Source organism: Sphingomonas sp. PP-CE-1A-559, from assembly GCF_004340965.1.
In the GTDB taxonomy this organism is placed as follows: Bacteria; Pseudomonadota; Alphaproteobacteria; order Sphingomonadales; family Sphingomonadaceae; genus Sphingomonas.
The window spans coordinates 1,014,732-1,036,679 of the sequence record NZ_SLYA01000002.1 but is presented as its reverse complement, the minus strand read 5'-3'; the positions used below and the strand labels follow the sequence as shown (position 1 = coordinate 1,036,679).

Sequence of the window (21,948 nt, the reverse complement as noted above, 5' to 3'; positions counted from 1 at the left end):
CAGCGGCGATATCGATAGCGTTACCATAGTACAATAAATTCTGAACAGGTTTCCCCGGTAACCTGTCTACCTTGAATACTAGCGAAAGTTAGAGTGCCCGGGATTACTGGATCGCCGCCATGGGAGCCGTCCAGATGGCAGGACTTGGAAGGCATCAAAGGTCTACTGAACATTTCCCCCCAAGGTCATCGCGCTTTGCGAACGGTCTCCTGTTCGGCTCCCAATATTCGGCAGTGTTGATCATTGCGGTGATGCAAAGTGGCGGCTAGCGCTGGTCCGCAACCGATAGAAAGGCCCTGTGATGCTCACCAAGCGCGCGTTTGTAGGAATGCTGTTGGCGGGCGCCGTTCTGCCGCTGATCGACCCACAGATTGCCATGGCGGCAACCGGGACCGCCGATGACGACGCCCGGCTCCTGCGCTTCCTCGATGCCGCGTTCGATGCGAGTGTCGCGCTCAGTCCCGAGACACAGACCAGCCTTGGCCTGAAGACTAACTACGACAGGCTCGACGATTATACCGATGCTGCGGCACGGCGCGCACAAGCTTTGCAGGATGCGCAACTCGCCGACCTGCGACGTAGCTTCTCGGTCGATCGGCTTGGGCCCGATGCCCGGCTGAGCTATCGATTGTTCGAAGCGCAAGTCGCCACGGATCGTCGCCAGTTCGCGTTCCGCGACTATGCCTTCCCGGTATCGACGAACGGCAGCCCGGCTGGCAACATCCCGGTTTTCCTCATCAACCAGCACCGCATCGCCACGGTATCCGACGCTCACGCCTATGTGGCGCGGTTGCGTGATTCCCTGCGCGTCATGCGCGAGGTCGCCGCAACCATGCGCAAACAGGCGGCCAAGGGTATCGTGCCGCCAAAGATGGTTTTCACGCCTGCCCGTGGCGATGCCCGCCAAGTTATCACCGGAGCGCCGTTCGATAGTGGCGCGGACAGCAGCCTGCTCGCCGATTTCAAGGCGAAGGTCGGCAAGCTTGGCGTGTCCGAGAGCATCAAGGCGGCGCTGATCGCGGATGCGGTCGCGGCATTGAAGGGGCCGTTCCGCCAAGGCTTCGACATACTCTTTGCCGCGCTCGACGAGATCGAGCCACTCGCCAAGGGCAATGACGGCGCGTGGAGCCTGCCGGGCGGTGGGGCCTATTATCAAGCGCGGCTCGCCTATTACACGACCACCGACATGACAGCGGAGCAGATTCACCAACTGGGGCTGGATCAGGTACGATCGATCCACGCCGAGATGACGGCGGTCATGAAACGGGCGGGCTTCACCGGATCGTTGCAGGATCTCTTCGCGGCGCTGCGGTCAGATCCGAAGTTCAAATACCCCAACACCGATGCCGGCCGTCAACTCTATCTCACCGACGCACGTGCCGCGATCGCCCAGACCATGGCCGCCGCACCTCGCTTCTTTCGCCGACTGCCGAAGGCGCCGCTGGAGGTACGCGCGGTCGAGACGTGGCGTCAGGAAACTGCCGCCGTGGCGTTCTACGATCAGCCCGCCCCGGATGGCTCGCGGCCCGGCACCTTCTACGTCAATCTTGCGGACATGCCGCAGGTGCAGAAGACGCAGGTCGAGGGGATCGCCCATCACGAAGGCGCACCGGGGCATCACTTCCAGATTGCTCGCGCACAGGAGCTGACGGGCGTGCCGAAGTTCCGCCGCTTCGGCTATTATGGCGCGTATACCGAAGGCTGGGGGCTGTACTCGGAACGGCTCGCCAAGGAGATGGGCGCCTATCGAAATCCCTATTCGGAACTGGGGATGCTGGCGTTGCAAGTGTGGCGCGCGTGTCGCCTGGTGCTCGACACGGGCATGCATGCCAAGCGTTGGAGCCGCGATCAGGCGGTCGCCTATTTCACCCAGAATGCGCCACTTTCGGCACGCGACGTGGTCAAGGAGGTCGACCGCTACATCAACAACCCCGGCCAGGCGACGAGCTACATGGTCGGTCAGCAGCGTATATCGGCGCTCCGGCGTAAGGCGGAGACCGCATTGGGTGCGCGCTTCGACATTCGCGATTTTCATGAGGTGGTGCTGGCGCATGGCGCGCTGCCGCTCGGGGTGCTGGCGGAACAGGTCGATGCCTGGATCGGGGTGGCCTGAGGCCGACGCCAATAGAGCTACCACGCGCCGAGGGGCGGATCGACGAACCTCGCCGCTTGGTTAGCAGTCCAAAGGTCAGAATTTGGTGAGGCCAGATCAGCACGCGAGTTCTGGGACGAGTGTCAGAACGCCTGTATTTGAACACGCATTGACTACGATCAATGGAGCCAGCGTAGTGGGTTACCTTGCATAATCGAGCTATCGCTGGTCGCCTGCATGCTGATAGTAAGCGGTCAAACGAGACGGCGACGGAAAGCTCCACGGCATTGACGGTCAATCGGCGGCATATCGCCATCATCGCGCCGCCAACGGCCGGGCATATCAATCCGCTGGTGGCATTGGGAACATCGCTCGTCGAAGCAGGGCGTAGAGTCACGATAGTCCATCTCGCCGACGTCGTCTCGCTAGTGCCCAACGGCAGTGTCGGTTTTGCGGCGCTTGACCACCCGTCGGACTGCCAAGGCTTGTTGGCGGCATATTACCGGAAGCTGGCGCAGCCATCGGGCCCTGTCGGACTGACCAGGATGATCCGCGGCACGGCGTCCATGACGGAGCTGCTATTGGAGGCTCTTCCGGCGGCACTGTCGAGGCTCGAGGTGGATGCGGTACTCGCCGACTCCGTCGAGCCGGCCGGTGCGCTGGTGGCACGACATCTCCGGCTGCCGTTCGTGACTGCCGTCACCGGCTTGCCCTTGCTCCGAGAGCCGATGGTGCCGCCACCGTTTCTCGGGTGGGAATATCGTCCCACTGCGGCAGGCCTTCGTCGCAACAATGGTGGGTACGCCGTCAGCGACCTGCTGATGCGGCCGATCGCGAAAGTCGTGTCGTCCTATGCGCGCCGGTGGAAGCTTGACCCCGACCCTAGGCAACAATGGTCGGACCGCCTGCACGTCGCACAATGCCCGGCAGGTCTGGATTTCCCCCGCGCGGCATTGCCACAGAGCTTCCGATACGGCGCGCCGTGGCGGCTGGACGAAGCTTACGTCGATCTTCCGGAAGACGACGGCCGACCCCTCATATTCTGTTCGCTTGGGTCTTTGCAGGGCGCGCGCCGATCGTTGTTCGCCGCGATGACGGCTGCCTGTGCCGCGGTCGGCGCTCGTGCGGTGGTCGCGCATGGTGGCGGGCTGAGCGAGGCCGAAGTCACTTCGCTACCCGGGAGGCCGCTGGTGCGGGCATTCTGGTCTCAGACCCGCATCCTGCCAAAATGTTCGGCGGCGATTTTGCACGGCGGGTTCAACACGGTGCTGGACGCACTGGCCGCCGGCGTTCCAATCGTTGCGGTACCGCTGGCATTCGAACAACCCGCTACGGCCGCGCGACTGAAGCGGATCGGGGCGGCTCGTATCGTATCGCCCGCCGAAGCAGACAAGGGCGGCCTCGAAGCGGCGTTGCGGCTCGTGCTGTCGGATCCGTCGTACCGCCACGCGGCAAATTTGCTCGCCGCTGAAATTGCGGGGGCCGGGGGCGCTGCCGAGGCGGCGGCGCTGGTCGATTCGGCCCTCTTCGACGATGTCGACGCTATGCCGGCAGGGCTGAGTTCATCAGATGGGGAGCCCGCCTGCGCCGCGTGATGTGGCGGCTTGCAATGATGGCAGGCGGTGCGAGAAACAGCCCCATGATGACGTCGACCCCGTAGTGCCCGCCGAAGACCGGCGTCGCGATGATCGTCAATATCGCCCACGCCCGGCCCGGCAGGGCAACACGCGGCATCGCGCCGAACGCCCATATGAAGATGGCGGCGAGCGTCGCATGGAAACTGGGAAAGCTGACGATTCCCATGAGCATGGTGAGATCGAGCACGCGTAGCGATCCATCTCGAAGCCCGGATATCAGCTCCTGTTCAAGCCAAGCTATGGATGGCCAGAGATGCCCGTAGCGCGATGGATCGAACAGATTGCCCATCGCCGGAGTGAGCCCCGAAATCAGGATCGTGACGAAACCGGACAGGATCGCGGCACAGACCATCGTCCTCAGCGTGTCGAATTTCCCCATGCCGCTCAACGCTACGATGACGACGATCATCTGCAAGGTGAGGCTATGATACGCCAGTCCAAGCAGCCAAATCAAAGGAGGGGACTTGTCGAGCAACGCCAACACGACTGGCCAGTTGAAACCGATCGCGCGATCGGCGGCGGCTAGGCGAGCATCCCACAACCGTCCTGCATTTGCTGCCAGGGCATACGCCAGAACGACGCCTAGCACCGTGAACAGCGTCATTTGGAGAAACGCTCGCGCGCCGGCGACGAGACGCGGCCGCGCGGTGTACTTGCCGATCGCGAGTGCGAGGGCGAGTGCCGTCACCGCTGCCATCGCGGGAGCCGCTCGGATCGGATCCGCGGTGAAGCGGTGATGATATTGGGCGACGAGGAAGCTCATCAACATGGCCCCGATCAAGACCCAGGAGGGAGTCTCTCGGTGGTCGGCGCGGAACAACAGGGCAGTCATACCGGTCGAACGCAGCGTGCCACCTTGCGGTGCCCGGACAGGTCGATTTCGACCACATTACATGGACATCACGCGGTTCAAAGACGACGTGGTCCGGAGCAGAGAATGGCTTCGACGCTACCGGCTCGGGATATTTTGTCGCGGAGCGCCCTCGCATAGCCGGCGGGTAACGGTTATGTGTGCATCATGCTGAATTCGCTGCACCCGTCCACCGTCAATTCGTGCGATCGCGCAAAGTGACCTGGTTCGAGAAACTCGCGATCGTCGTCTTCATGGTGTTGTTCATGGAGTGCTTCGCGTGGGCAGCGCATCGCTATGTCATGCACGGCTGGGGCTGGGGCTGGCACAAGTCGCATCACGAAGATCATGACGGTTGGTTCGAAAAGAACGACCTGTATGCAATCGTCTTCGCGATCGTGCCGATCGTGTTGTTCGTCGTCGGGCTCTGGTGGGAGCCGTTGTGGTGGGCGGCGCTCGGCATCACCGTGTACGGCGGCATTTATGCTTTCGTGCACGACATGCTGGTGCATCAGCGCGGCGGCTTCCGCTGGGTGCCCAAGCAAGGGTATTTCAAGCGCCTGCTGCAGGCACATCGCCTGCACCATGCGGTAGAGGGCAAGGACGGTACCGTCAGCCACGGATTCTTGTTCGCGCGGAAGCCTGCGGTGCTGAAGGCACAGCTACGCGCGAACGCCGATCCGCAGCGACGAGCGGTACGTCCTGACAAAGCTGGAAACCTCGTCTCGGCAGATGCAAAGAAGTGAGCGGAACGGTTCGCCAATCGGAGGCCCTGCGGCATCAGACCCGTGTCGGCGTGTCGCTGTCCGCGGCGATCGTCGTGGCGTGGCTGGCGATCCACATAATCGGCATCTTTTTCTGGCGTTGGAGCCTGGACACAACTCCGGTGGCCATCGTGATGGTCATCGTACAGACTTGGCTAAGTACCGGATTGTTCATCGTCGCGCATGACTCAATGCACGGCGCGCTGGCGCCCGACCGACCACGGTTGAACTGGGCGATCGGTGCGACCTGTCTTTCGCTCTACGCCTGCCTGTCTTACGCATCACTGTTGCCGCAGCATCATCTGCATCACAAGGAAACAGGAAGAGCGGGGGACCCTGATTTTCACGGCGGCGACCCAAGTCTCGGTGGCTGGTTCCTGCAGTTCTTCAAGACCTATTATTCCCACGGGCAGATTATCCGGATAACCGTGGTGGCGCTGATCTACACGCTGCTGCTCGGGGCACCGCTCGGCAACATCGTCATCTTCTGGGCATTGCCAGCCCTGGGTGCGGTGGCGCAGTTGTTCGTGTTCGGGACGTGGCTGCCGCACCGGGAACGCGAGACTCCCTTCGCGGACTCCCACCGCGCGCACAGTATCGACGTGGGCCCGATAGTATCGCTGCTGACCTGCTTCCACTTCGGCGGCTATCATCACGAGCACCATCTCTCGCCGGGAACGCCGTGGTGGGGGCTTCCCTCGCGGCGCCGCGCTCTTGCCGGGCGAGCCGCCGATCGCAGAGTCGTCGAGGACCAAGCATGACGCTCGCCATCATCCTTTCCGCCGTCGCGATGACCGTCATCGTCGGCGTTCGCTATCTCCTCGTGTCGGGCGCGTTCGCCTGGATCACGGTACGCAAACATCCGGGGCTCTACCTCGGGCTCGACCCGCAGGTCCGTCGCGAGATCATCTGGAGCCTAGCGTCCGCAGCGCTCTACGGGATCCCGGCCGGCGTCGTCGCGTGGGGATGGCAGCATCATGGCTGGACGCAGGTATATTCCGATATCCACGCCCATCCGCTCTGGTACCTGCCGGTTTCGGTGTTCCTGTATCTGCTGCTGCACGATGCCTGGTTCTACTGGACGCACCGCTGGATGCATCGTCCGAAACCGTTCAAGCTGGCGCACGCGCTGCACCATGCCAGCCGCCCGCCGACGGCCTGGGCCGCGATGGCGTTTCACCCGATCGAGGCGCTTACCGGCGCGGTGGTCATTCCGCTGCTGGTGTTCTTCGTTCCGATCCATATCGCCGGTCTAGGCATCGTGCTGACGATCATGACGGTGATGGGAGTCACGAACCACATGGGATGGGAGATCTTCCCGCGTTTCATGTGGTCGGGGCCCTTGGGCGGGTGGCTGATCACGGCCAGCCACCACCAGCGGCACCACGAACTCTATGGCTGCAACTATGGCCTGTATTTCCGCCATTGGGACCGGTTGTGCCACACCGACCGCGGTGTCGGCGATTTCACGAAAGAGCATGCGCGCGCGGCGCGGCGCGTTGAAGTGGCGAACTCTTAGGCCGACGATGAACGGGCGCCGAAGCGCCCGTTTGTTCGTCAGTTGATCGGCACACCACCGGTGACTGCGATCACTGCACCGGTCATGTAGCTCCCCTCCGACGACGCGAGAAGGACATACGCCGGAGCAAGTTCGGCCGGCTGTCCTGCGCGACCGAGCGGCGTATCCCGGCCGAGTTTTTCTAGTTCCTCCAGCGACTTCGCGATGGGCTGGATCGGCGTCCAGATCGGGCCCGGCGCCACGGCGTTGACGCGGATGCCCTTCGCGACAAGCAGGTTTGAAAGCCCGACCGTCAGGCTGGAGATCGCGCCCTTGGTCGCGGCGTAGACGATCATGCTCTTGGTCGCGACCTTGGCCTGCTCGCTGGTCGTGTTCACGATCGCCGAACCCGGCTTCATATGCGGCGCCGCAGCCTTCGCCAGACGGATCATCGCGAACACGTTGGCCGCGAACGCGCCTTGCATCTCGTCATCGTCGATGCTGTCCAGATCCTCGTTCATCGTCTGCGCTGCGGCGTTGTTGACCAATATATCGATCCCGCCAAGGTCGCTGACGGTGCGCTCGACCAGCGTGACGCAGTGATCCCGGTCGCGAATGTCGCCCGGCAGCAAGACGCATCGCTGTCCAGCCTTTTCCACCCAGGCGCGAGTATCGTCGGCATCCACCTGCTCGACGGCGAGGTACGAGATCGCGACGTCCGCGCCTTCACGTGCATAGGCGATAGCCACCGCCTTGCCGATGCCGGAATCACCGCCGGTGATGAGCGCGACCTTACCCTTGAGAAGCCCCTTGCCGACATAGCTCTCCTCGCCATGGTCGGGCTTGGTCTTCATGTTGGCGACGAGCCCGGGGCGGGGCTGCTGCGGTTCACCGGGAAAGCTCGTCGGGTGGCTGGTGCGCGGATCATCGGTCATGGAGAGCGTCCTGCTGTTCGGGTCGCTGAACGAACGGTCCTCCGATCGTTAAGTGCCGCCGACATAAAAGACCGTTGCCGATGACGATCTACCGTCGAGGTCGGCGCACTCAGCGGATATCGGCGCGGCGAGTGGGGGCGTGAAAGTCGGCAGGCTTGTCGGCGATCCAGCGCAGGAAGCGACTGATATCCGGACGTGCTTTCAAGACATCAAGGTCCGCGAACGTCGTCGCCAGATCCTGGTTCGAGACGCTGGCGTGAATGATGCGGTGACAGATCGGATGAACCGAAACGACCTCCGTACCACCCTGGCTTTTCGGAATGCGGTGATGCCATTCCACCTTTCGGCCCAAGGGTCGTTCGCACAGTGCGCAACGTCCGGAGTCTTCAACAGCGATCGTCCGCGCCTCTGCCTCCAACAATCCTGCCATCCGCTTCACACGTCCGCCCATGGTTTGAATATGGTGAATCGTGGACGAAAGAACAGCAGGTACAGCGGTTTATCGGATGAAACGTGACATGTTTCGCCGGAGGGCGACCCACCAGAAGTAGGCAAAGCCCCGGGCTTTATGGCGCAGCCGGAACCAGTAGAACCGCTTGATGCCGGCATGCGTGTTCACGGGCCGTGTCCAGTCGAAGCGAACGGCAAGAATATCCTCGACGATGGCGCGAAGTGCGCGTCGGTCGGAGACGAGATACTTGGCGTACAGCGCGCCGTCGCCGAAGCTGTAGCCTGCCAGCAACCGGGTTTCGTCCTCGATGTCACGGCGTCCGTGATGATGATCGACGATCATCAGCGGGTCGTAGAGCACCGCAACGCCCAGGCCTGCTGCACGAAACAGGAAATCCGTATCCTCGGCAGACACGAATGGCGCGCCGGCGCCGAACCGTTCGTCGAAGCATCCCGTCAACCGCAGGACATCCGCGGTGAACGCCAGATTTGCCCCCATGATGAACCCGCCCGGAAACCCGCGCGACGGTGCGACCATCGGGTGGTCCTCGAGCTTGATCGTGACGGGCAAATCGGCCGGGTTGCCGAGCAGGATGCGACCGCCGATGATCGCCAGCCCGCTGGCCCTTTCGAACGCGGCACAGACGGCGGCGAAATAGTCTTGGTGCAGGACACAGTCGTCGTCCGTCATCGCGACGATGCGCCCGGTGCACCGTGCAAGCCCGGTGTTACGCGCGCGGGCGAGCCCGGGACGCGGTTCGTGGACGAGGTGGACCGGGAAAGTCTGCCGCGAGCGCCATTCCGTTAGTCGCTGCGGCGTGTCGTCGACCGAACCATTGTCGACCAGGACGACCTCCACGGTCGTGTTTCCGGCATACGCCGCCGCACGCTCCACGGACTCCAGCGTAGCCGCCAGCGAGCCGGCGCGATTGCGCGTGCAGACGAGCAGGCTGACGTCGATGGCGGCAGTCACCGCGCGCCGACGAGCTGCTTGGCAAGGACCATGGCGTGGCCGATCGTCGAGGCTCTCGTCACGATCGCGTCCGGGGCAGGCCAAGCGTCGAGATACGCGGCGATCTTGCCGTAGTCATTGTCGAGAACGACGTGCGGAATTCCCAGGAGGTCGGCGAGGATGTGACCATGCAGCCGGTCCGTCACGATGACCCGCCCTCGTGCAAGCAACCGTAGCCCACGGTCGACGCGTGCGACGGTTTGAGCTTCGCGTGCCTTGGCGCCGACCCCGACCGGCAGATCGGCGTCATCTTCCAGCCAGTCGACGACGGTCGCTGGATCGGCCGACGGTATCGCATAGCCTTGCCGCTCGTCGTCGGTGCGCATCAGCATCAGCACATCGCATTGCGCAGTCTCGCGCGATTGCTCGCCGAGCGCATACGCCGAGTCCGGGGCGAGGTGTGCCGGGCAGGTCAGATGCTTGCGTGCGAAGTCCAAGCTGCGCGTATCGCGGACGTACAGGACGAAATCCGGATGGTCGGCGACGAGCGCGGCGAACCGATCGACCTCGGAAGGCACGCGAAAATGGATCGACTGCGGTAGCTGAACGACCGGTCGATCGCGGACCCTTGCCAGGATGTCCTCGCGGAACCGCTGGTGGTGCGGCCAGATGTCGCCGAGGTTTCCGCCGCCATGCAGGAACAGCACGCCGTTGGGGCAGGCGCTACGAAAGGCATCGAGATCGAAGTCGTGCCAGGTCGAAACGTAGCACGGATCGCGCCCCGTCACCTCTCGCAGCATGGCGAGTTCACCGAGCCAGATCGCGCTGTCGCCGACGTTCGCATGGTCCGGAAAGTCGACCAGCGCATAGCGAGAACCAAGCCCGACATGCGTCCGGTATAATGCGTTGAGCAACGCGCGCTGCTCTCCCAAATGATTGCTGTTCGTCATGCGACCCGCCCGTGTTCGTGATCGATCACGTCACGGTAGAGGCCCTCGCATCGATCGAGCCACCGATCGCGGGTGAAGGCCGTCTCAACCCGATCACGCTGCGCGCCTCGGGGACGTTGGATGGCTCTCGTGATGGCGTCAGCGAGTGCGGAAACGTCACCGGGCGGTGCGAAGTACCCTGTCTCGCCGATAACTTCGCGTAACGCGCCGCGGTCGAATGCCGCCACGGGCAGGCCGCATGCCATCGCCTCGACCGCGACCAAGCCGAACGGTTCGTCCCAGCATGGCGTGAACACGAACACCGAAGCACGCCCCATCTCCGATGCCAGTGCCGCTGCATCCTGATGCCCGCCATATCGTATGCTGCCGTCCAACAGCGGCGCCACGTTGGCGTCCCAATAGTCGCGATCCTCGATCGGTCCCAATAGCGTGAGCGGGACGCCGGCTATCCGGGCCGCCTGCGCTGCCAGATGCGGCGCCTTGTCCGGCGTCATTCTTCCGCACCAGACCGCGCTGCCATCGCCTCGCGCGACGAACGGCCATGCGTCGAGGTCGATACCGTTATGCAATACCGAGGCTTCGCGTGGCGGGCCGTCGGGCCACCAGGCGGCAAGCTGGTGGGCCGAGGTCGCGGTCAGGCGGTGGGTCGGCGTGACGCTGGCGTGCACGAACCAGCGAAGCGCATCGTAGGGCGGGACGTGCAAGGAGGTGACGGTCGGGACCACAGCGGTCCGCGCCGGCTCGAGTGGGAAGCGATGCAGGCTGTTATTGTGCACCACGTCGAAATTACCGGCGGCGATCCGGTCGCAGGCGGCGGCGTAGCCGTCGTCGAGATGCGCAATCAGCGGCGCGAAGCCACGGTGCTCGGCCCCCGGAAAGGTGCGTTCGTAATGCTCCGGGATCACCGCATCGATCGTGAAGCGTGGGTCGCTGTCCCCCGAGGCGAACAGCACGACGTCGTGGCCGCGCGCCTGGAGACCGGCCGCCAGATGCCAGCATTGCGACTCCATCCCGCCAGCAAAGGGTTGGGCGATCGGCTGGCGGACATGGCAGAGGACCGCGATCCTCATTCGGCCGCCGCAGTTCTCTCGGTCGCCGCCAGCCGGTCTTCGAGCAGGCGAATGACGGTCGCGGTATTGGCATAGGGCTGGTGGCTCTGCTGCCCGGTCAGCGCGAGATCGGCGGCGTCGGGGCGGCGCAGGATGCGGATCGGCCGACCCGGGGTGGGGTCGATCAAGCCCATCAGGCGGAAGGCCTGGAGCCAATGGCCCATCGTCCGATAGCCCCATTTGGTCTCGAACAGCTCGGCGTTGCGCACGACGCTGTCGAGATGGTGCACCGGCGGCATGTGGTGCGGATGATATTGGTGATAGGCCAGACCGCCCTTGATCCACGCGATCTGCACGCCGGCCTCGTCGAGCGCCTTGCCGAAATCGGTATCCTCGCCGCCATAGCCAACATAGCGCTCGTCGAAGCCGCCGAGATTGAGGAACGTCGTCCGCCGCATCGCGAAGTTGAGCGACCAGAAACAGCGATAGTCGGTGCAGATCTCGATGCCCTGCGGCGGCGGACCGCGACGGTCCGAATGCTTTACCGCGATCTCGGCGAACCGGTCATACTGCCAGTCGCCATCGGTCGCGCCACCCGGCAGGTACAGGACCTCGCCCATCAGCAGCCCGTCGAACGTGTCGAGGAACCCCGCATAATCGGCGAGCAGCGTGGGCGTCGGGATGCAGTCCATGTCGAGAAAGACGATGACGTCGCCGGTCGCCGCGCGGGCCGCGACGTTACGCGCAGAGGCGAGCGGAAGGGCGTCGGCGACGACCTGCATCTGGCGGATTGGGAACGGCGCCTCGGGCAGGTCGTACAGATCGTCCTGCATCACCGCGACGATCAGTTCGCTCGGCATCAGCGTCTGGCGCATCAGCCCGCGGACAACGTTGACGAGATGGTCGGGACGCCCCTTGCCCAGGGTGACGACGGAAACTTCGGTCATGATAATGGCTCTGCTTGGAATTGGGGACGCGCGGCGGTGGTGGCCGGTCGGTCAGAACGCTTGGAGGGGGTAGAAACGTTCCTCAGCGATCCGCTCGGTTCGCTCCGTCATCGCTTCGACCCCGCCAAATTGAAAGCCGAGTTGCGACCTGTACGCGGCACAGGCGGCGATCCGACGTGCGCGTGTCTCTGGCGTTAGGTGTTCGATCACCGCGGGCATGGCGGCAACGCGGTCTTCGCGATCGGCATAAGGCCAGTCTTCCCACAGCAATACGGTATGATCGGCACAGGATCGTCGGATCGCCTCCAGAACGACGTGATGGTCGACATGGTTGCCGAGGCACACTGGCCCGAGGACGAGATCAGGCCGTTCCGCCGCGAGAAGCTCAGCCAGCGCCGCCGCGACATCGTCGACGATCCGGTCGTCGGGCAAGCGTGCCGCGAACAGCATTTTTGCGGATACGTAACCACGGTGCGGCGCCTCCAGGAACGGCAAATGCGTCGCGCGCGCGCCAAGCGCTTCGCATGCCGCGAGATCCTCGGCACGGCGCAGCGCCATATAGTCGATCTCGGCGCCCAGACCCTTGTCGACCTGGCACGCGAGCGCGAACCCAGTTGGTTGCGCGACGTTGCCGGTGAAGCAGGTCGCCACCGTGACGTCCCAGCCCTGATCGACGCGCGACGCCAGCAGCCCGCCGGCGGAGAAGGCGGCATCGTCGAGATGCGGCGATATCGCGAGCAGCTTCACCGGTCGGTCACAGCAGATGCGGTTCGCTGCGGAAGCGGCAGGGTGTCATCGGCAGGTCCGTGTCGAAGGCGGTTTGCCGCTGGTTACGCAGGTCGCGGTAGATGCCGACGATCTGCTGGCCGACCGTGTCCCAGCTATACACCCGGCGGCATTCTTCCAGCGCGGCGGTGGCCAGGCGTCTGCGCAGGCTCGTATCGGTGATGACGCGGGTCAGCGAAGCCGCAAGCGCGGGCACGTCGCCGGGATCGGTCAGCAGGCCATTCTCGCCGTCACGGACGCAGTCGACGACACCGACGGCGTGGCACGAGACGACCGCGAGGCCGCACGCCATCGCCTCGAGGATGGTGTTCGAGAACCCCTCGGCATAGGTCGGCGACACGAAGACGTCGTGTGCACGGTAGAGTTCGGGAACCGCGTCATAGTCCGCATAGCCGCTGAACGTCACGCGGTCGGTGAGCCCGAGTTCGGTCGCGAGCGCCTGCGCGGGGTCGACGTCGGGGCCGATGCCGGAAATGGTCGCGTGCCAGTCGCCGCGCACGTCCGGCAGCGCGTGGAGAAAGTCGAGCACGCCTTTGCGGCGGTCGACGCGGCCATGATAGAGCAGGCGGACCGAACCTTCGGGCGCTGCCTTGGATGCCGGCGTGAAATGGTCGGTATCGACCGCCCCCGGAACGATCGTGAACCGGTCGAGTGGGGTGCCGAGCCGATCGTGGACTTCGCCCGCGAAACTGTTGCCGCCGATCAGCAGCGCGCCGGCATGATCGAGCACGCGGACCATCGCGAGCCGGTGCGTCTCGCAGCACGAGCCGACCCAATGCCCGTCCCCGCCCTGGATCGACACGACGCAGGGCAGGCCGAGGCGCCGGGCCGCGATCATCGTCGCCCAGCCGGTCGGATAGCCATATTGCGCGTGGAGCATGTCGAACGGATTCACCGCATGATCGCGCGCGATAGCCTCGACCAGCGCGTCGATATCGCGCTCGAAATCGCCGCCATCCTGTTCGCCCAGTGCTTCGAGGCCGACGACGCGCACGCCCGGCACCGGGGGCGGGGGGCCGCCGCCGTAGACGCGGGCGCGTGCGGGGTCGCCGTAATATTGGCTGATCATCGTCACGTCGTGGCCCGCCGCGACGAGCTGACGCAACAGATTGATCGCGTAGATCGACATCCCCGATATCGCGGGGAAGAAGCGGCGCGAGACGAAGCAGATCCGCATCAGGTCAGCGCCGCGCGGAGATAGGCGATCGATTCCGGAATGGCCTGATGCGCGCGGGGGCTTTCGCGCGAGAGTTCGACGCAGACCAGCTTGTCGAAGCCGATCGACTCCAGCGCGGTGAGGATGGCCGGAATGTCCATGTCGCCCTGGCCGAAGGGGAGATGCGTGTGATCGCCGCGGCGCATGTCCTCGACCGCAACGGTGCCGAGACGGTCGGCATAGGCGTGCACCGCGGCGTCGGGGGCCATATCCTGCGTGACGAGGCAGTGCCCGGTGTCGAGCGCGAGCCGCAAATCCGGGTGGCGGATCGCGAGTCGCGCATAGTCCGCGACGGTCTCGATCAGCATGCCGGGCTCGGGTTCGAGGCTGACCGGGATGCCTGTGCGCGCGGCATGTTCGACAACCTTGCCGAGCCCCGCGTCGAGCCAGTCGAACGCGTCTCCATGCGCGACACCGGCCTTTGGCACGCCGGCCCAGAACGACACGGTCTCGGCGTTCAGGATCGCCGCAATCTCCAGCGCGCGGGCGAGAAAAGCGATCCGCCGATCGCGGCCCTCGGGATCCGCCGTGACCAGCGTCGGTTCATGCTTGTCGCGCGGGTCGAGCAGATAGCGCGCGCCGGTCTCGATCACCAACCCCAGCCCGAGCGACCGCAGCAGCGCGCCGACCCGCTCCGCCTCGCGTGCCCAATCGTCGGCGAAAGGATCGAGGTGGTGGTGATCGAGGGTCAGCGCGACGCCGTCGTAACCCGCATCGGCGATCAGGTGCAGCGCGTCGTCGAGCCGGTGGTTGGCCGCGCCATTGGTGTTGTAGGCAAACCGAAGGGTCATCGTGCCGCCTCCGTCTCGAGGCCCTGTTCGGACCAGGCGACGTGATGCGCTTCGGGTTCGCGGTAGAGCGGATAGAGCGGGCCGACGATTTCGTCCGCCAGTGCTGTATCGAAGAACGGCTGGCCACCCAGCCGCGCCATCGCTTCCACGGTTAGGCGAACGGGCCGGCGCGTCGGGCTTTCCTCGCCGCCGAAGGTAATTAGCGGGCTATCGAGCGCGACCAGCTTGGCGACGTTGCGCTCGCCGATCCGGTAATAGCTCATCGTCTCGACTTCCATGCCGGGCACGATCACCTTGACGACCGCAACCTCGGCATCCGCGGGGGACATGTCGACGAACAGGATGTCGAACCCTGCCGCCTCGACGGCCTCCCGTGCCAACCGTCCGCGAGCCCGCGCATCGGGAACGTCCGCGCGCGGCACGTCGGAAAAGGCGCGGCGGCTGCGCTCGGCGAGCATCGTGTCGGCGAGCCAGTCCCTGAGCGTCGCTGCGTCGACATCTGTCCAGCGCTGCATCTCCGAGAACGCGCGGCTATCGCTCGATTTCGCGGCACCGCCGGCCTGCGCCATGAACCGGTCGATATAGCCGGGTGGCGCGATCGACTCGGCAAGCGCCATAGGGCCGTGCGCAAAGGCCTTGCGCGCGCGGCTCGCGGCGTATTCGGCGATCGCCTTGGCCAGCGCCTGCACCGCATCGGGATGCGCTGCCTCGCCGCACGCCGTCGCCATGATCGGCACGGCCGGCTCGCGCGCATCGACACCGACGCAATAGACGTTGGCGAGGCCGAACTCGTCGGTCGCGAACTTGGGGATTACGCGGACGTCTGCGGCGGCGAATCGGTTGATAAGGTCGCCGATCTCGGCGGGCAGGCTTTCGGGTAGATCGATCGCGACGCCGCGGTCGAGCGCGCGGAACAGCAGTCCGTTGCCGTCGCGCTGCAGGATCTCGCACAGCCCGTGGCCGATCGCCCAGTCGAGGTCCGGCCCCGCGCCCATCCCGTTGGAGATGATCGTCGTGAACGGCACGTAGCCGGGTTCGAGCTCCTTGGCGGAATAGGCGGCGAGGTCGATCGGCACGAGGACGCTGGACCCATCCGCCCACCGCCTGGCCTCGACCCAGTCGAGCGGCGTCTCGCGGCCGACCGGGGACCCTGCGGGCAGGCACAGCGTCAGCGGATCGGCGATCCCGCGCTCGCCGCATTCACGGACGAGGTCGGCATAGCTACCGTGCGTCTTGCCGCGCGCCGACAAAGTGAGCGTCGGCCAGACCATCTCGGCGATCTCGCCCAGCGCGCCCAGGATCGCGGCCTCGTCGGTCGCGCCATAGCCGACGCCGTACGGCATGATGCCGTCCAGGTCCGCAGTCTCGGGGAACAGCGCGACGACCCAGACCGGAATGCCGACACGGTCGATGCCGTCGATCGGAAACGCGACGATGTCGCCGGCGGGAAACGCGTCGAGATAGAGGTGGCAGGCTGCGCCCAACTGCTCGGGCAGGCCGGTGATAGTGCGGGTCATAGCGGGATCCTCTTCACGCCCGGCGCACGGGCCAGCGCTTCGTCGAGCACGGCGACGGCGACATCACGACCTACTTCGGGGGCATATTCGAACGGGGTCAGGACGGCATCGAACGCGAGCGGTGCGATCACGTCCCGATACTGGCGGATCTCGCCGTGGGTCAGCGGGATGTCCTTGTGGAACGCCTTGTGACTAGAAATCGCGTGGCTGACGCCGGCCGCGTCCTGGTCGATCTTGAACATGTCGCCGCAGAACAGGCGCTTGCCGACCGCATCGTGGAGCGCCGCCTGGCCTTCGTAATGGCCGCCGACGTGATGCAGCGTGTACCCCGGCGCGATCTCCAGCACGTCGTCATACGGCGTCGTGACGCGGAACGCCTTGGTCATGCCGAGGTCGTCCTTGTGGATCGCGAGCATCTCAGGGTTGCAGTCGCGCTGGAGCTGGAACAGCGCGCCATAGCCATGCGCGTGACTGGCCGCGAGATAGCGTATGCCGCCCAGCCGTTCGATCTGTTCGAGCATCGCGGGCGAGTAATAGGGCGCGGCCTCGAAGGCGATGTTGCCGCCCTCGCGGACGATCAGCCAGCCGGTACCGCCGAGCCCGAGATGCGGGGTCGTGGTGAAGGCCCAGAGATCGTCGGCAACCTGTCGCCAACTGCCGTCATGGCTCGCGGCGACGTCGTGCTCGGGGAGGAAGCACCAGCCGTCCTCGGGCAGGTCGTTGCGCGTATCGTTGCACACCGGGCAATCAGCGGGCGCGAAATGGCGCTGCCAGAAACCGCAATGCGCGCAGGCGAACCAGCTCAGAGGCATGATCGCGCCTTCGTATAGGCGGCGTCGAAAAGGCGCATCAGCGACAGGTCCCGGTCAATGGAGAAATCATGCGCGTCGCCGCGGACGGCGGCGGCGAACGCGGCGGCCTGCGCGGCGAACGGCGAGAGCGCGGTGTGGAAGGGCAGGGCGGTCTCGTCCCCGGTGCGTGCGCAACGCCGCATCACGGTGCCACCCTCGGTCTGGCCCATCGTATCGGTCGCAACGAGCAGGCCGTCCTCGCCGAGGATCTCGAGCCGGCGACGGGGCAGCACCTCGGGGCAGTTATAGGCGACATGGCTCTGGACCAGGATGCCGCCTGCGGTGCGACCCGACAGGATGCCTCCGTCGTCGACCGGATAGTCATGAATGCGCCGCTGCAGATCGATGTGCAGGCGGTCGAGCGGTTCGTCGACCAGCATCGCCGCGAGATCGAGGCCGTGCAGCGCAAGGTCGATGACCGCACCGCCGCCCGCCGCGGCCGGATCGGCGCGCCAATTGCAGCCGCCGCCTTCGCTGGACGGCGACCACGTCGGATCGACCCAGCAGGCGTAGACGATCCGTACCGCGATCGGTCGGCCGATGGCGCCGTCGCGGATCGCCTGCGCCATCGCGCGGTGAGCAGGGTGGTGACGCTGGTCGAACGCGGTACCGTAGAGATGTCCCGTAACCGCCGCGCCGATCGTCTCGGCATCGTCCAGCGTCGCGGCGATCGGCTTCTCGCACAACACGGGCACGCCCGCCGCAACGGCCGCGCGGACCGGGTCGGCGTGAAGATTGTTGGGCGTGGCGACGTAGAGGCAGTCGAGCGCGGCATCGGCCAGCATCGCCTCGACGGTATCGTAGGCGAGGATCCCGCCCGACATCGCGCTGGCCTGCGCCATCGGCGAGGGGTCGGCGATCGCGACCAGTGTCCCGCCTGACGCGGCGATGCCGGGCGCCATATAGTCGCGTGCGACCCAGCCGAAGCCGACGATGCCCCAACGCATACTCACCACCGCGCCGGCAGGTCGAGGACACGACGGTTCCGCACCGCATCGCCGGAGTCCGATAGCCATGTGGCGGCTGCGCCATATTCCGTGCGGTAGCGATCTGAGGGCCAGTGCGGGGTATCGCCATCGAGCAGGGGGTTTGGTTGCAGGACCGCATCGGCAGCAGGCATCGCCAGCCCGCCGGTCAGCGGACGCGCTTCGCCGCCGTCTGTCTCGACGATCGACCATGCCTCGATAGCGGAGTCGTCGGACCATCCGGTCGATACGGGCCCATCGCTTGCGAGCAACGCACGACGCAACTCGCGCTCATCGTAAACGACGGCATCTGGAAACAGCGCTGCCCATTCGGACGACGCGCGTGCCGGTCCCATTGCTCCGCCAGAGACGGCGACGTTGTGGAGATGGCTTACCGCAAGGACGCCGCCGGGTGCGACGGCATCACGCAGCAGCCCAGCGATCCGCGGCTGGTCGGGCAGGAAATAGAAGGCGTCGTGACACGCGACCAGGTCAAACTTGTGCGTCTCCACTGGCCACAGAGCTGCGGCGTCGAACACGACATAGTCGGCCTTGGGCGCGACCCAGTGCTTTGCCAGCCAGCATTTCGAGAACACGACGTCTGCGCCGACGCACGCGACGCCTCGCGCTCCCAGCTCGCGGAGATAGTGACCGATCCCGCACGCCAGCTCGAACCCGGTCCTCGGCTCCCGCCAGTGCGCCTCGACCAGCGCGAGCCCGGCGAGATAGGTCGGATCGCTCCAGCGATGCGCGAAATAATCCGCCACCGGTCCCATCCGCAGCAACGCCATCGCCGCGCGCAGCGATAGCGTGTCACGCTCGCGGACCAGCTGCTTCAGCTCGCCGAGATCGGTCGCGGGGCCGGTCCACCACGCATCCTGGTCGGTCAGCAACGCAACCAGCGCATCGTCCGGGCAGCCCGCATCGAGATGGTCGAGTGCCACCGCCACCAGCCCCTCGCTGTCGGTCCGAAGATACGGGATGCCATCGACCACCGGCCAGCGCTCGCCGGGTGCGGCCAGCGAATGCGGCGTATCCGCGACGAGCGGCTGTCCGGTGACGGGCGAGCGGTAGGTCACAACAATCCGACGTCCGCCAGAACGCGATCGTGGAACGTCTTGACCGGGCCGGCGTGGACGAGCTCGTAGGTGTGCAGGACGCTGTCCATCGTCGCCGAGGCGGCACGCAGATGTTGTTCGATCTCCAGCACGCGGTCGAGCACGTCGGCGGCGTGGAACGCGCGCGCCGCCGGCGTCGCATCACTCGTGATCGGCGCGATCGCCGCGCGGACGTGCGCCGCGACCGCCGGATCCAGCATCGCCGTCGCCTGCTCGCGCGCGGCGTCGATCACGCGGTCGAGCAGGTCGCCGAGCAGCACTTCGCCGGTGAACCCCGCGTCGGGCATCGCCGCATTGTGGAAATGATGCGCCATCGACGCGAGGAACACCTCCGCCGGATCCGCGCCATAACCGGGCGCCGCGAGCACGCCGTATACTGCGACGATCAGGCAGTGCTCGGCATGGTTCTCCGGCGGCTGGAGCAACAGGCGTGGCCGACCCGGGCAGGTGACGCCCGCGCGCGGTTGTGTCGCGAGCTGCGTGACGAACCGCGGCACCGGCCCGGCCGCCGGTGCGCCCTCGGGCAGTGCATTGCGGAGGTCGGCCGCGAGCGCGGGGTCGAGCAACACCGCCACCTCGTCGAACCCGCGTTCGAGCACGGCGCACGCTTCCGCATCGGACAGCCCAAGCTCGGCCAGCGTGGTGCGGTCGAGATCGCCCAGTCGTGCCGCGGTGAGCGCGGCGGCGACGGTGCGACGCATCACCGCCGCCGGCGCCTCGGCCGCCGCCAGCGCCGCCCAGCCGTGCGCGAACAGCCGCTCCGCAATCGACCCGTCACGGTCCGCCGACCGGATCCTCTTCAGGTCGCCGAGTTCGCGCAGCAGCGGCAGATGCGCCGCACCCAGCGTCACCGGCGGTCGAGCCAGGTGTCGAGGATCAGCTGCTGCTCGCCGAACGCGTGGATCGGCTCGCCGCCATCGGCGGTCTGCGGCATCTTGAAGAAGATCCCCATCTGGTCCTGCACGCCGCCTTCGCCGCGCGTCTGCGCCAGCGCCAGGCAGCGCGCGATCTCGATCGCCAGCGGTGCGGCGAGCACCGAATCCTTGCACAGGAAGTTCAGCTTCAGCTGCATCTTCTGGCCCAGGAAGCCGGTCAGGTCGATGTTGTCCCACGCTTCCTTGTTGTCGCCGCGCGGCTTGTAATAATGGATCATGATGATGTGATCCTCGACCGGATAGCCGAGGATCTGGTCGAGCACCGACTTCTTGGTATCGACCTTCGACGCGAGGCTCTTGGGATCGTCGAGCGCGAGGCCGTCCGAATTGCCGAGGATGTTGGTCGAGAACCAGCCATCGACATGCAGCGCACGATCCCGCAGCGCCGGCGCGATCACGGTCTTTAGCAAGGTCTGCCCGGTCTTGCCGTCCTTGCCGGCGATCGGCACGCCGCGCTGGCGGGCAAGCTCGGCGAGCGGTGCGACGTCGGCGGCGACCGACGGCGTGAAATTGGCGTAGGGCGTGTCGCTGGCGATCGCGGCATAGGCATAGAGCATCGCCGGGCTGATTGCCGCGTCGTCATCGTCGAGACCGCGCTCGAAGCCTTCGACGCTGGTCAGCGCGTCCGCACCGAGATCGGCCTTGCGTTCGGTCGAGGCGAGATTGATCATCACGACGCGGTCAAGATTCTGCTCGGTCTTGAACCGCGCGAGATCGTCCTGGATGTGCTGGACTGCGGCACGGTGGCCGGGCGCGGCGATCTTGTTGGCGCCGTCGATGTTCGCACAGAAATCAGTCGAGCCGACGGCGGGCCAGGGCCGCATGTCCGACAGGCTGGACGCCCCGTTGGCGAGTTCGCTCTCGGTCAGCACGCCGTGCTTCAGCGCGGCGGTCGCGAGGTCGTCATGGCTGAGATCCCAGCCGCCGAAATGGAGATCGCGGTATGCTGCCATGCCGTCGACGTCGCGGCTGGCGAGCGGCAGGCCCGACAGGTCGTTCGACCCCGCGCGGATCATCGCGATCCCCGCGGCCGCAGTGGTGGCCACCGCGCCATTCAGTCCGATCACTGCGATCCCGACCCGTTCGCCCATAATTACGTCCTCTCAAAACTGAGCGCGTGGCTAGCTGTCCGTAAAGTAAAGTCCACCGAAGTCTGCGGAAATTGGCGCTAAACTGCTCCGGGAATTACATATGTTGCTGTCATGTGAGGGGAAGATGATGAGGCCTGGTCGGGGCGCCACCTCGTCAGGAGAGCCTTGTTGGCTTGATGGGATTCTCGACACCTAGTCTGGAACGAAAGCCGCCAGATTGAACGTCGGGTCCGCTATCCGCCAGGGGCTGCAATCGCGCCATCGGGATCGATGCCGTCGAATAGGTCGACAAAGTTTCCCGTCCCGAGGTCCGATACATTGCCCGGCCATCCGGTGCCGTGACGCAGTTCTGGCAGGGTCGGATAACGACGCGTCGCGCACAGGGCGGTCATCAGCGCCCGGCCAAGCCCTTTCCGGTGATGGTCGAGATCTGTCATGATCCGGTCGTAAACAAACGCTTCCGCGGTGTCGGCCGCCAATCCGCTTGTCGGCACGAGCCAGTTCGACGAGGCCCGGCGCAATTCGAGATTCCGTACGTTCTGTTCAGCGCCATC

At 65.5% G+C, this 21,948-nt stretch carries 22 protein-coding genes; 5 read left to right on the top strand and 17 right to left on the bottom strand.

The window, feature by feature from the left end; all coding sequences use genetic code 11:
- Positions 1 to 301 precede the first annotated feature (301 nt).
- The gene (locus C8J42_RS10030) at positions 302 to 2,113 is read left to right on the top strand and encodes a DUF885 domain-containing protein (RefSeq protein WP_133020002.1); all 1,812 of its coding nucleotides are present in this window, start codon (positions 302 to 304) and stop codon (positions 2,111 to 2,113) included.
- Positions 2,114 to 2,379: 266 nt separating this feature from the next.
- Positions 2,380 to 3,687 carry a glycosyltransferase gene (locus C8J42_RS10025; RefSeq protein ID WP_243644252.1) on the top strand — a complete coding sequence of 436 codons (1,308 nt, stop codon included), beginning with the start codon at positions 2,380 to 2,382 and terminating at the stop codon, positions 3,685 to 3,687.
- Here the strand turns inward: C8J42_RS10025 and C8J42_RS10020 are convergent.
- Entirely contained in the window at positions 3,635 to 4,492 is an 858-nt protein-coding gene (locus tag C8J42_RS10020) for a phosphatase PAP2 family protein (protein WP_165895470.1), read from the bottom strand. The genes C8J42_RS10025 and C8J42_RS10020 overlap by 53 nt on opposite strands.
- 305 nt (positions 4,493 to 4,797) lie before the next feature.
- Here C8J42_RS10020 and C8J42_RS10015 point away from each other — a divergent pair, with 305 nt between their 5' ends.
- From C8J42_RS10015 to C8J42_RS10005, 3 genes are read left to right on the top strand one after another with little or no spacing between them, the layout of a single operon-like run.
- A complete protein-coding gene (locus C8J42_RS10015; RefSeq protein ID WP_133020000.1) occupies positions 4,798 to 5,325 on the top strand; it encodes a sterol desaturase family protein in 528 nt (175 codons plus the stop codon).
- Between the two features lie 50 nt (positions 5,326 to 5,375).
- Positions 5,376 to 6,104, top strand: coding sequence for a fatty acid desaturase (locus C8J42_RS10010; protein ID WP_243644250.1), 729 nt, complete (start codon positions 5,376 to 5,378; stop codon positions 6,102 to 6,104).
- Positions 6,101 to 6,862: a sterol desaturase family protein gene (locus C8J42_RS10005; RefSeq protein WP_133019872.1), complete on the top strand. Its 762-nt coding sequence runs from the start codon at positions 6,101 to 6,103 to the stop codon at positions 6,860 to 6,862. The genes C8J42_RS10010 and C8J42_RS10005 overlap by 4 nt, the downstream gene beginning before the upstream one ends.
- Before the next feature lie 38 nt (positions 6,863 to 6,900).
- Here C8J42_RS10005 and C8J42_RS10000 read toward each other — a convergent pair whose 3' ends face one another.
- The 16 genes from C8J42_RS10000 to C8J42_RS09925 all read right to left on the bottom strand — a co-directional run bounded on the left by C8J42_RS10000 (position 6,901) and on the right by C8J42_RS09925 (position 21,915).
- On the bottom strand, positions 6,901 to 7,776 hold the full coding sequence (locus C8J42_RS10000) for an SDR family oxidoreductase (RefSeq protein ID WP_133019871.1): 876 nt from the start codon (positions 7,774 to 7,776) through the stop codon (positions 6,901 to 6,903).
- A gap of 109 nt (positions 7,777 to 7,885) precedes the next feature.
- Positions 7,886 to 8,206 (bottom strand): HNH endonuclease, encoded by a 321-nt coding sequence (locus tag C8J42_RS09995; RefSeq protein ID WP_133019998.1) that lies wholly within the window; start codon positions 8,204 to 8,206, stop codon positions 7,886 to 7,888.
- A 69-nt stretch (positions 8,207 to 8,275) separates the two neighbouring features.
- On the bottom strand, positions 8,276 to 9,199 hold the full coding sequence (locus tag C8J42_RS09990) for a glycosyltransferase family 2 protein (protein WP_133019870.1): 924 nt from the start codon (positions 9,197 to 9,199) through the stop codon (positions 8,276 to 8,278).
- Positions 9,196 to 10,128 (bottom strand): polysaccharide pyruvyl transferase family protein, encoded by a 933-nt coding sequence (locus tag C8J42_RS09985; protein ID WP_133019869.1) that lies wholly within the window; start codon positions 10,126 to 10,128, stop codon positions 9,196 to 9,198. Before C8J42_RS09985 ends, C8J42_RS09990 begins: the two co-directional genes overlap by 4 nt.
- Positions 10,125 to 11,198, bottom strand: coding sequence for a glycosyltransferase (locus tag C8J42_RS09980; RefSeq protein WP_133019868.1), 1,074 nt, complete (start codon positions 11,196 to 11,198; stop codon positions 10,125 to 10,127). Before C8J42_RS09980 ends, C8J42_RS09985 begins: the two co-directional genes overlap by 4 nt.
- Complete coding sequence (locus C8J42_RS09975; protein ID WP_133019867.1) at positions 11,195 to 12,124, bottom strand: galactosyltransferase-related protein; 930 nt, start codon at positions 12,122 to 12,124, stop codon at positions 11,195 to 11,197. The genes C8J42_RS09980 and C8J42_RS09975 overlap by 4 nt, the downstream gene beginning before the upstream one ends.
- Before the next feature lie 51 nt (positions 12,125 to 12,175).
- Positions 12,176 to 12,871, bottom strand: a complete 696-nt coding sequence (locus C8J42_RS09970) for a PIG-L family deacetylase (RefSeq protein WP_133019866.1) — start codon at positions 12,869 to 12,871, stop codon at positions 12,176 to 12,178.
- A gap of 7 nt (positions 12,872 to 12,878) precedes the next feature.
- Positions 12,879 to 14,087 carry a glycosyltransferase family 4 protein gene (locus C8J42_RS09965; protein ID WP_133019865.1) on the bottom strand — a complete coding sequence of 403 codons (1,209 nt, stop codon included), beginning with the start codon at positions 14,085 to 14,087 and terminating at the stop codon, positions 12,879 to 12,881.
- Complete coding sequence (locus tag C8J42_RS09960) at positions 14,087 to 14,917, bottom strand: sugar phosphate isomerase/epimerase family protein (protein ID WP_133019864.1); 831 nt, start codon at positions 14,915 to 14,917, stop codon at positions 14,087 to 14,089. The genes C8J42_RS09965 and C8J42_RS09960 overlap by 1 nt, the downstream gene beginning before the upstream one ends.
- On the bottom strand, positions 14,914 to 16,434 hold the full coding sequence (locus tag C8J42_RS09955; RefSeq protein WP_133019863.1) for a YcaO-like family protein: 1,521 nt from the start codon (positions 16,432 to 16,434) through the stop codon (positions 14,914 to 14,916). Before C8J42_RS09955 ends, C8J42_RS09960 begins: the two co-directional genes overlap by 4 nt.
- Positions 16,431 to 17,246, bottom strand: a complete 816-nt coding sequence (locus C8J42_RS09950) for a hypothetical protein (RefSeq protein ID WP_133019862.1) — start codon at positions 17,244 to 17,246, stop codon at positions 16,431 to 16,433. The genes C8J42_RS09955 and C8J42_RS09950 overlap by 4 nt, the downstream gene beginning before the upstream one ends.
- Entirely contained in the window at positions 17,237 to 18,232 is a 996-nt protein-coding gene (locus C8J42_RS09945; RefSeq protein ID WP_133019861.1) for a Gfo/Idh/MocA family oxidoreductase, read from the bottom strand. The genes C8J42_RS09950 and C8J42_RS09945 overlap by 10 nt, the downstream gene beginning before the upstream one ends.
- Positions 18,233 to 18,234: 2 nt before the next feature.
- The gene (locus C8J42_RS09940) at positions 18,235 to 19,329 is read right to left on the bottom strand and encodes a methyltransferase domain-containing protein (RefSeq protein ID WP_207897094.1); all 1,095 of its coding nucleotides are present in this window, start codon (positions 19,327 to 19,329) and stop codon (positions 18,235 to 18,237) included.
- Complete coding sequence (locus C8J42_RS09935) at positions 19,326 to 20,219, bottom strand: hypothetical protein (protein ID WP_133019859.1); 894 nt, start codon at positions 20,217 to 20,219, stop codon at positions 19,326 to 19,328. Before C8J42_RS09935 ends, C8J42_RS09940 begins: the two co-directional genes overlap by 4 nt.
- On the bottom strand, positions 20,216 to 21,394 hold the full coding sequence (locus C8J42_RS09930; RefSeq protein ID WP_133019858.1) for an inositol-3-phosphate synthase: 1,179 nt from the start codon (positions 21,392 to 21,394) through the stop codon (positions 20,216 to 20,218). The genes C8J42_RS09935 and C8J42_RS09930 overlap by 4 nt, the downstream gene beginning before the upstream one ends.
- Before the next feature lie 233 nt (positions 21,395 to 21,627).
- A complete protein-coding gene (locus C8J42_RS09925; protein WP_207897093.1) occupies positions 21,628 to 21,915 on the bottom strand; it encodes a GNAT family N-acetyltransferase in 288 nt (95 codons plus the stop codon).
- Positions 21,916 to 21,948: the final 33 nt, after the last annotated feature.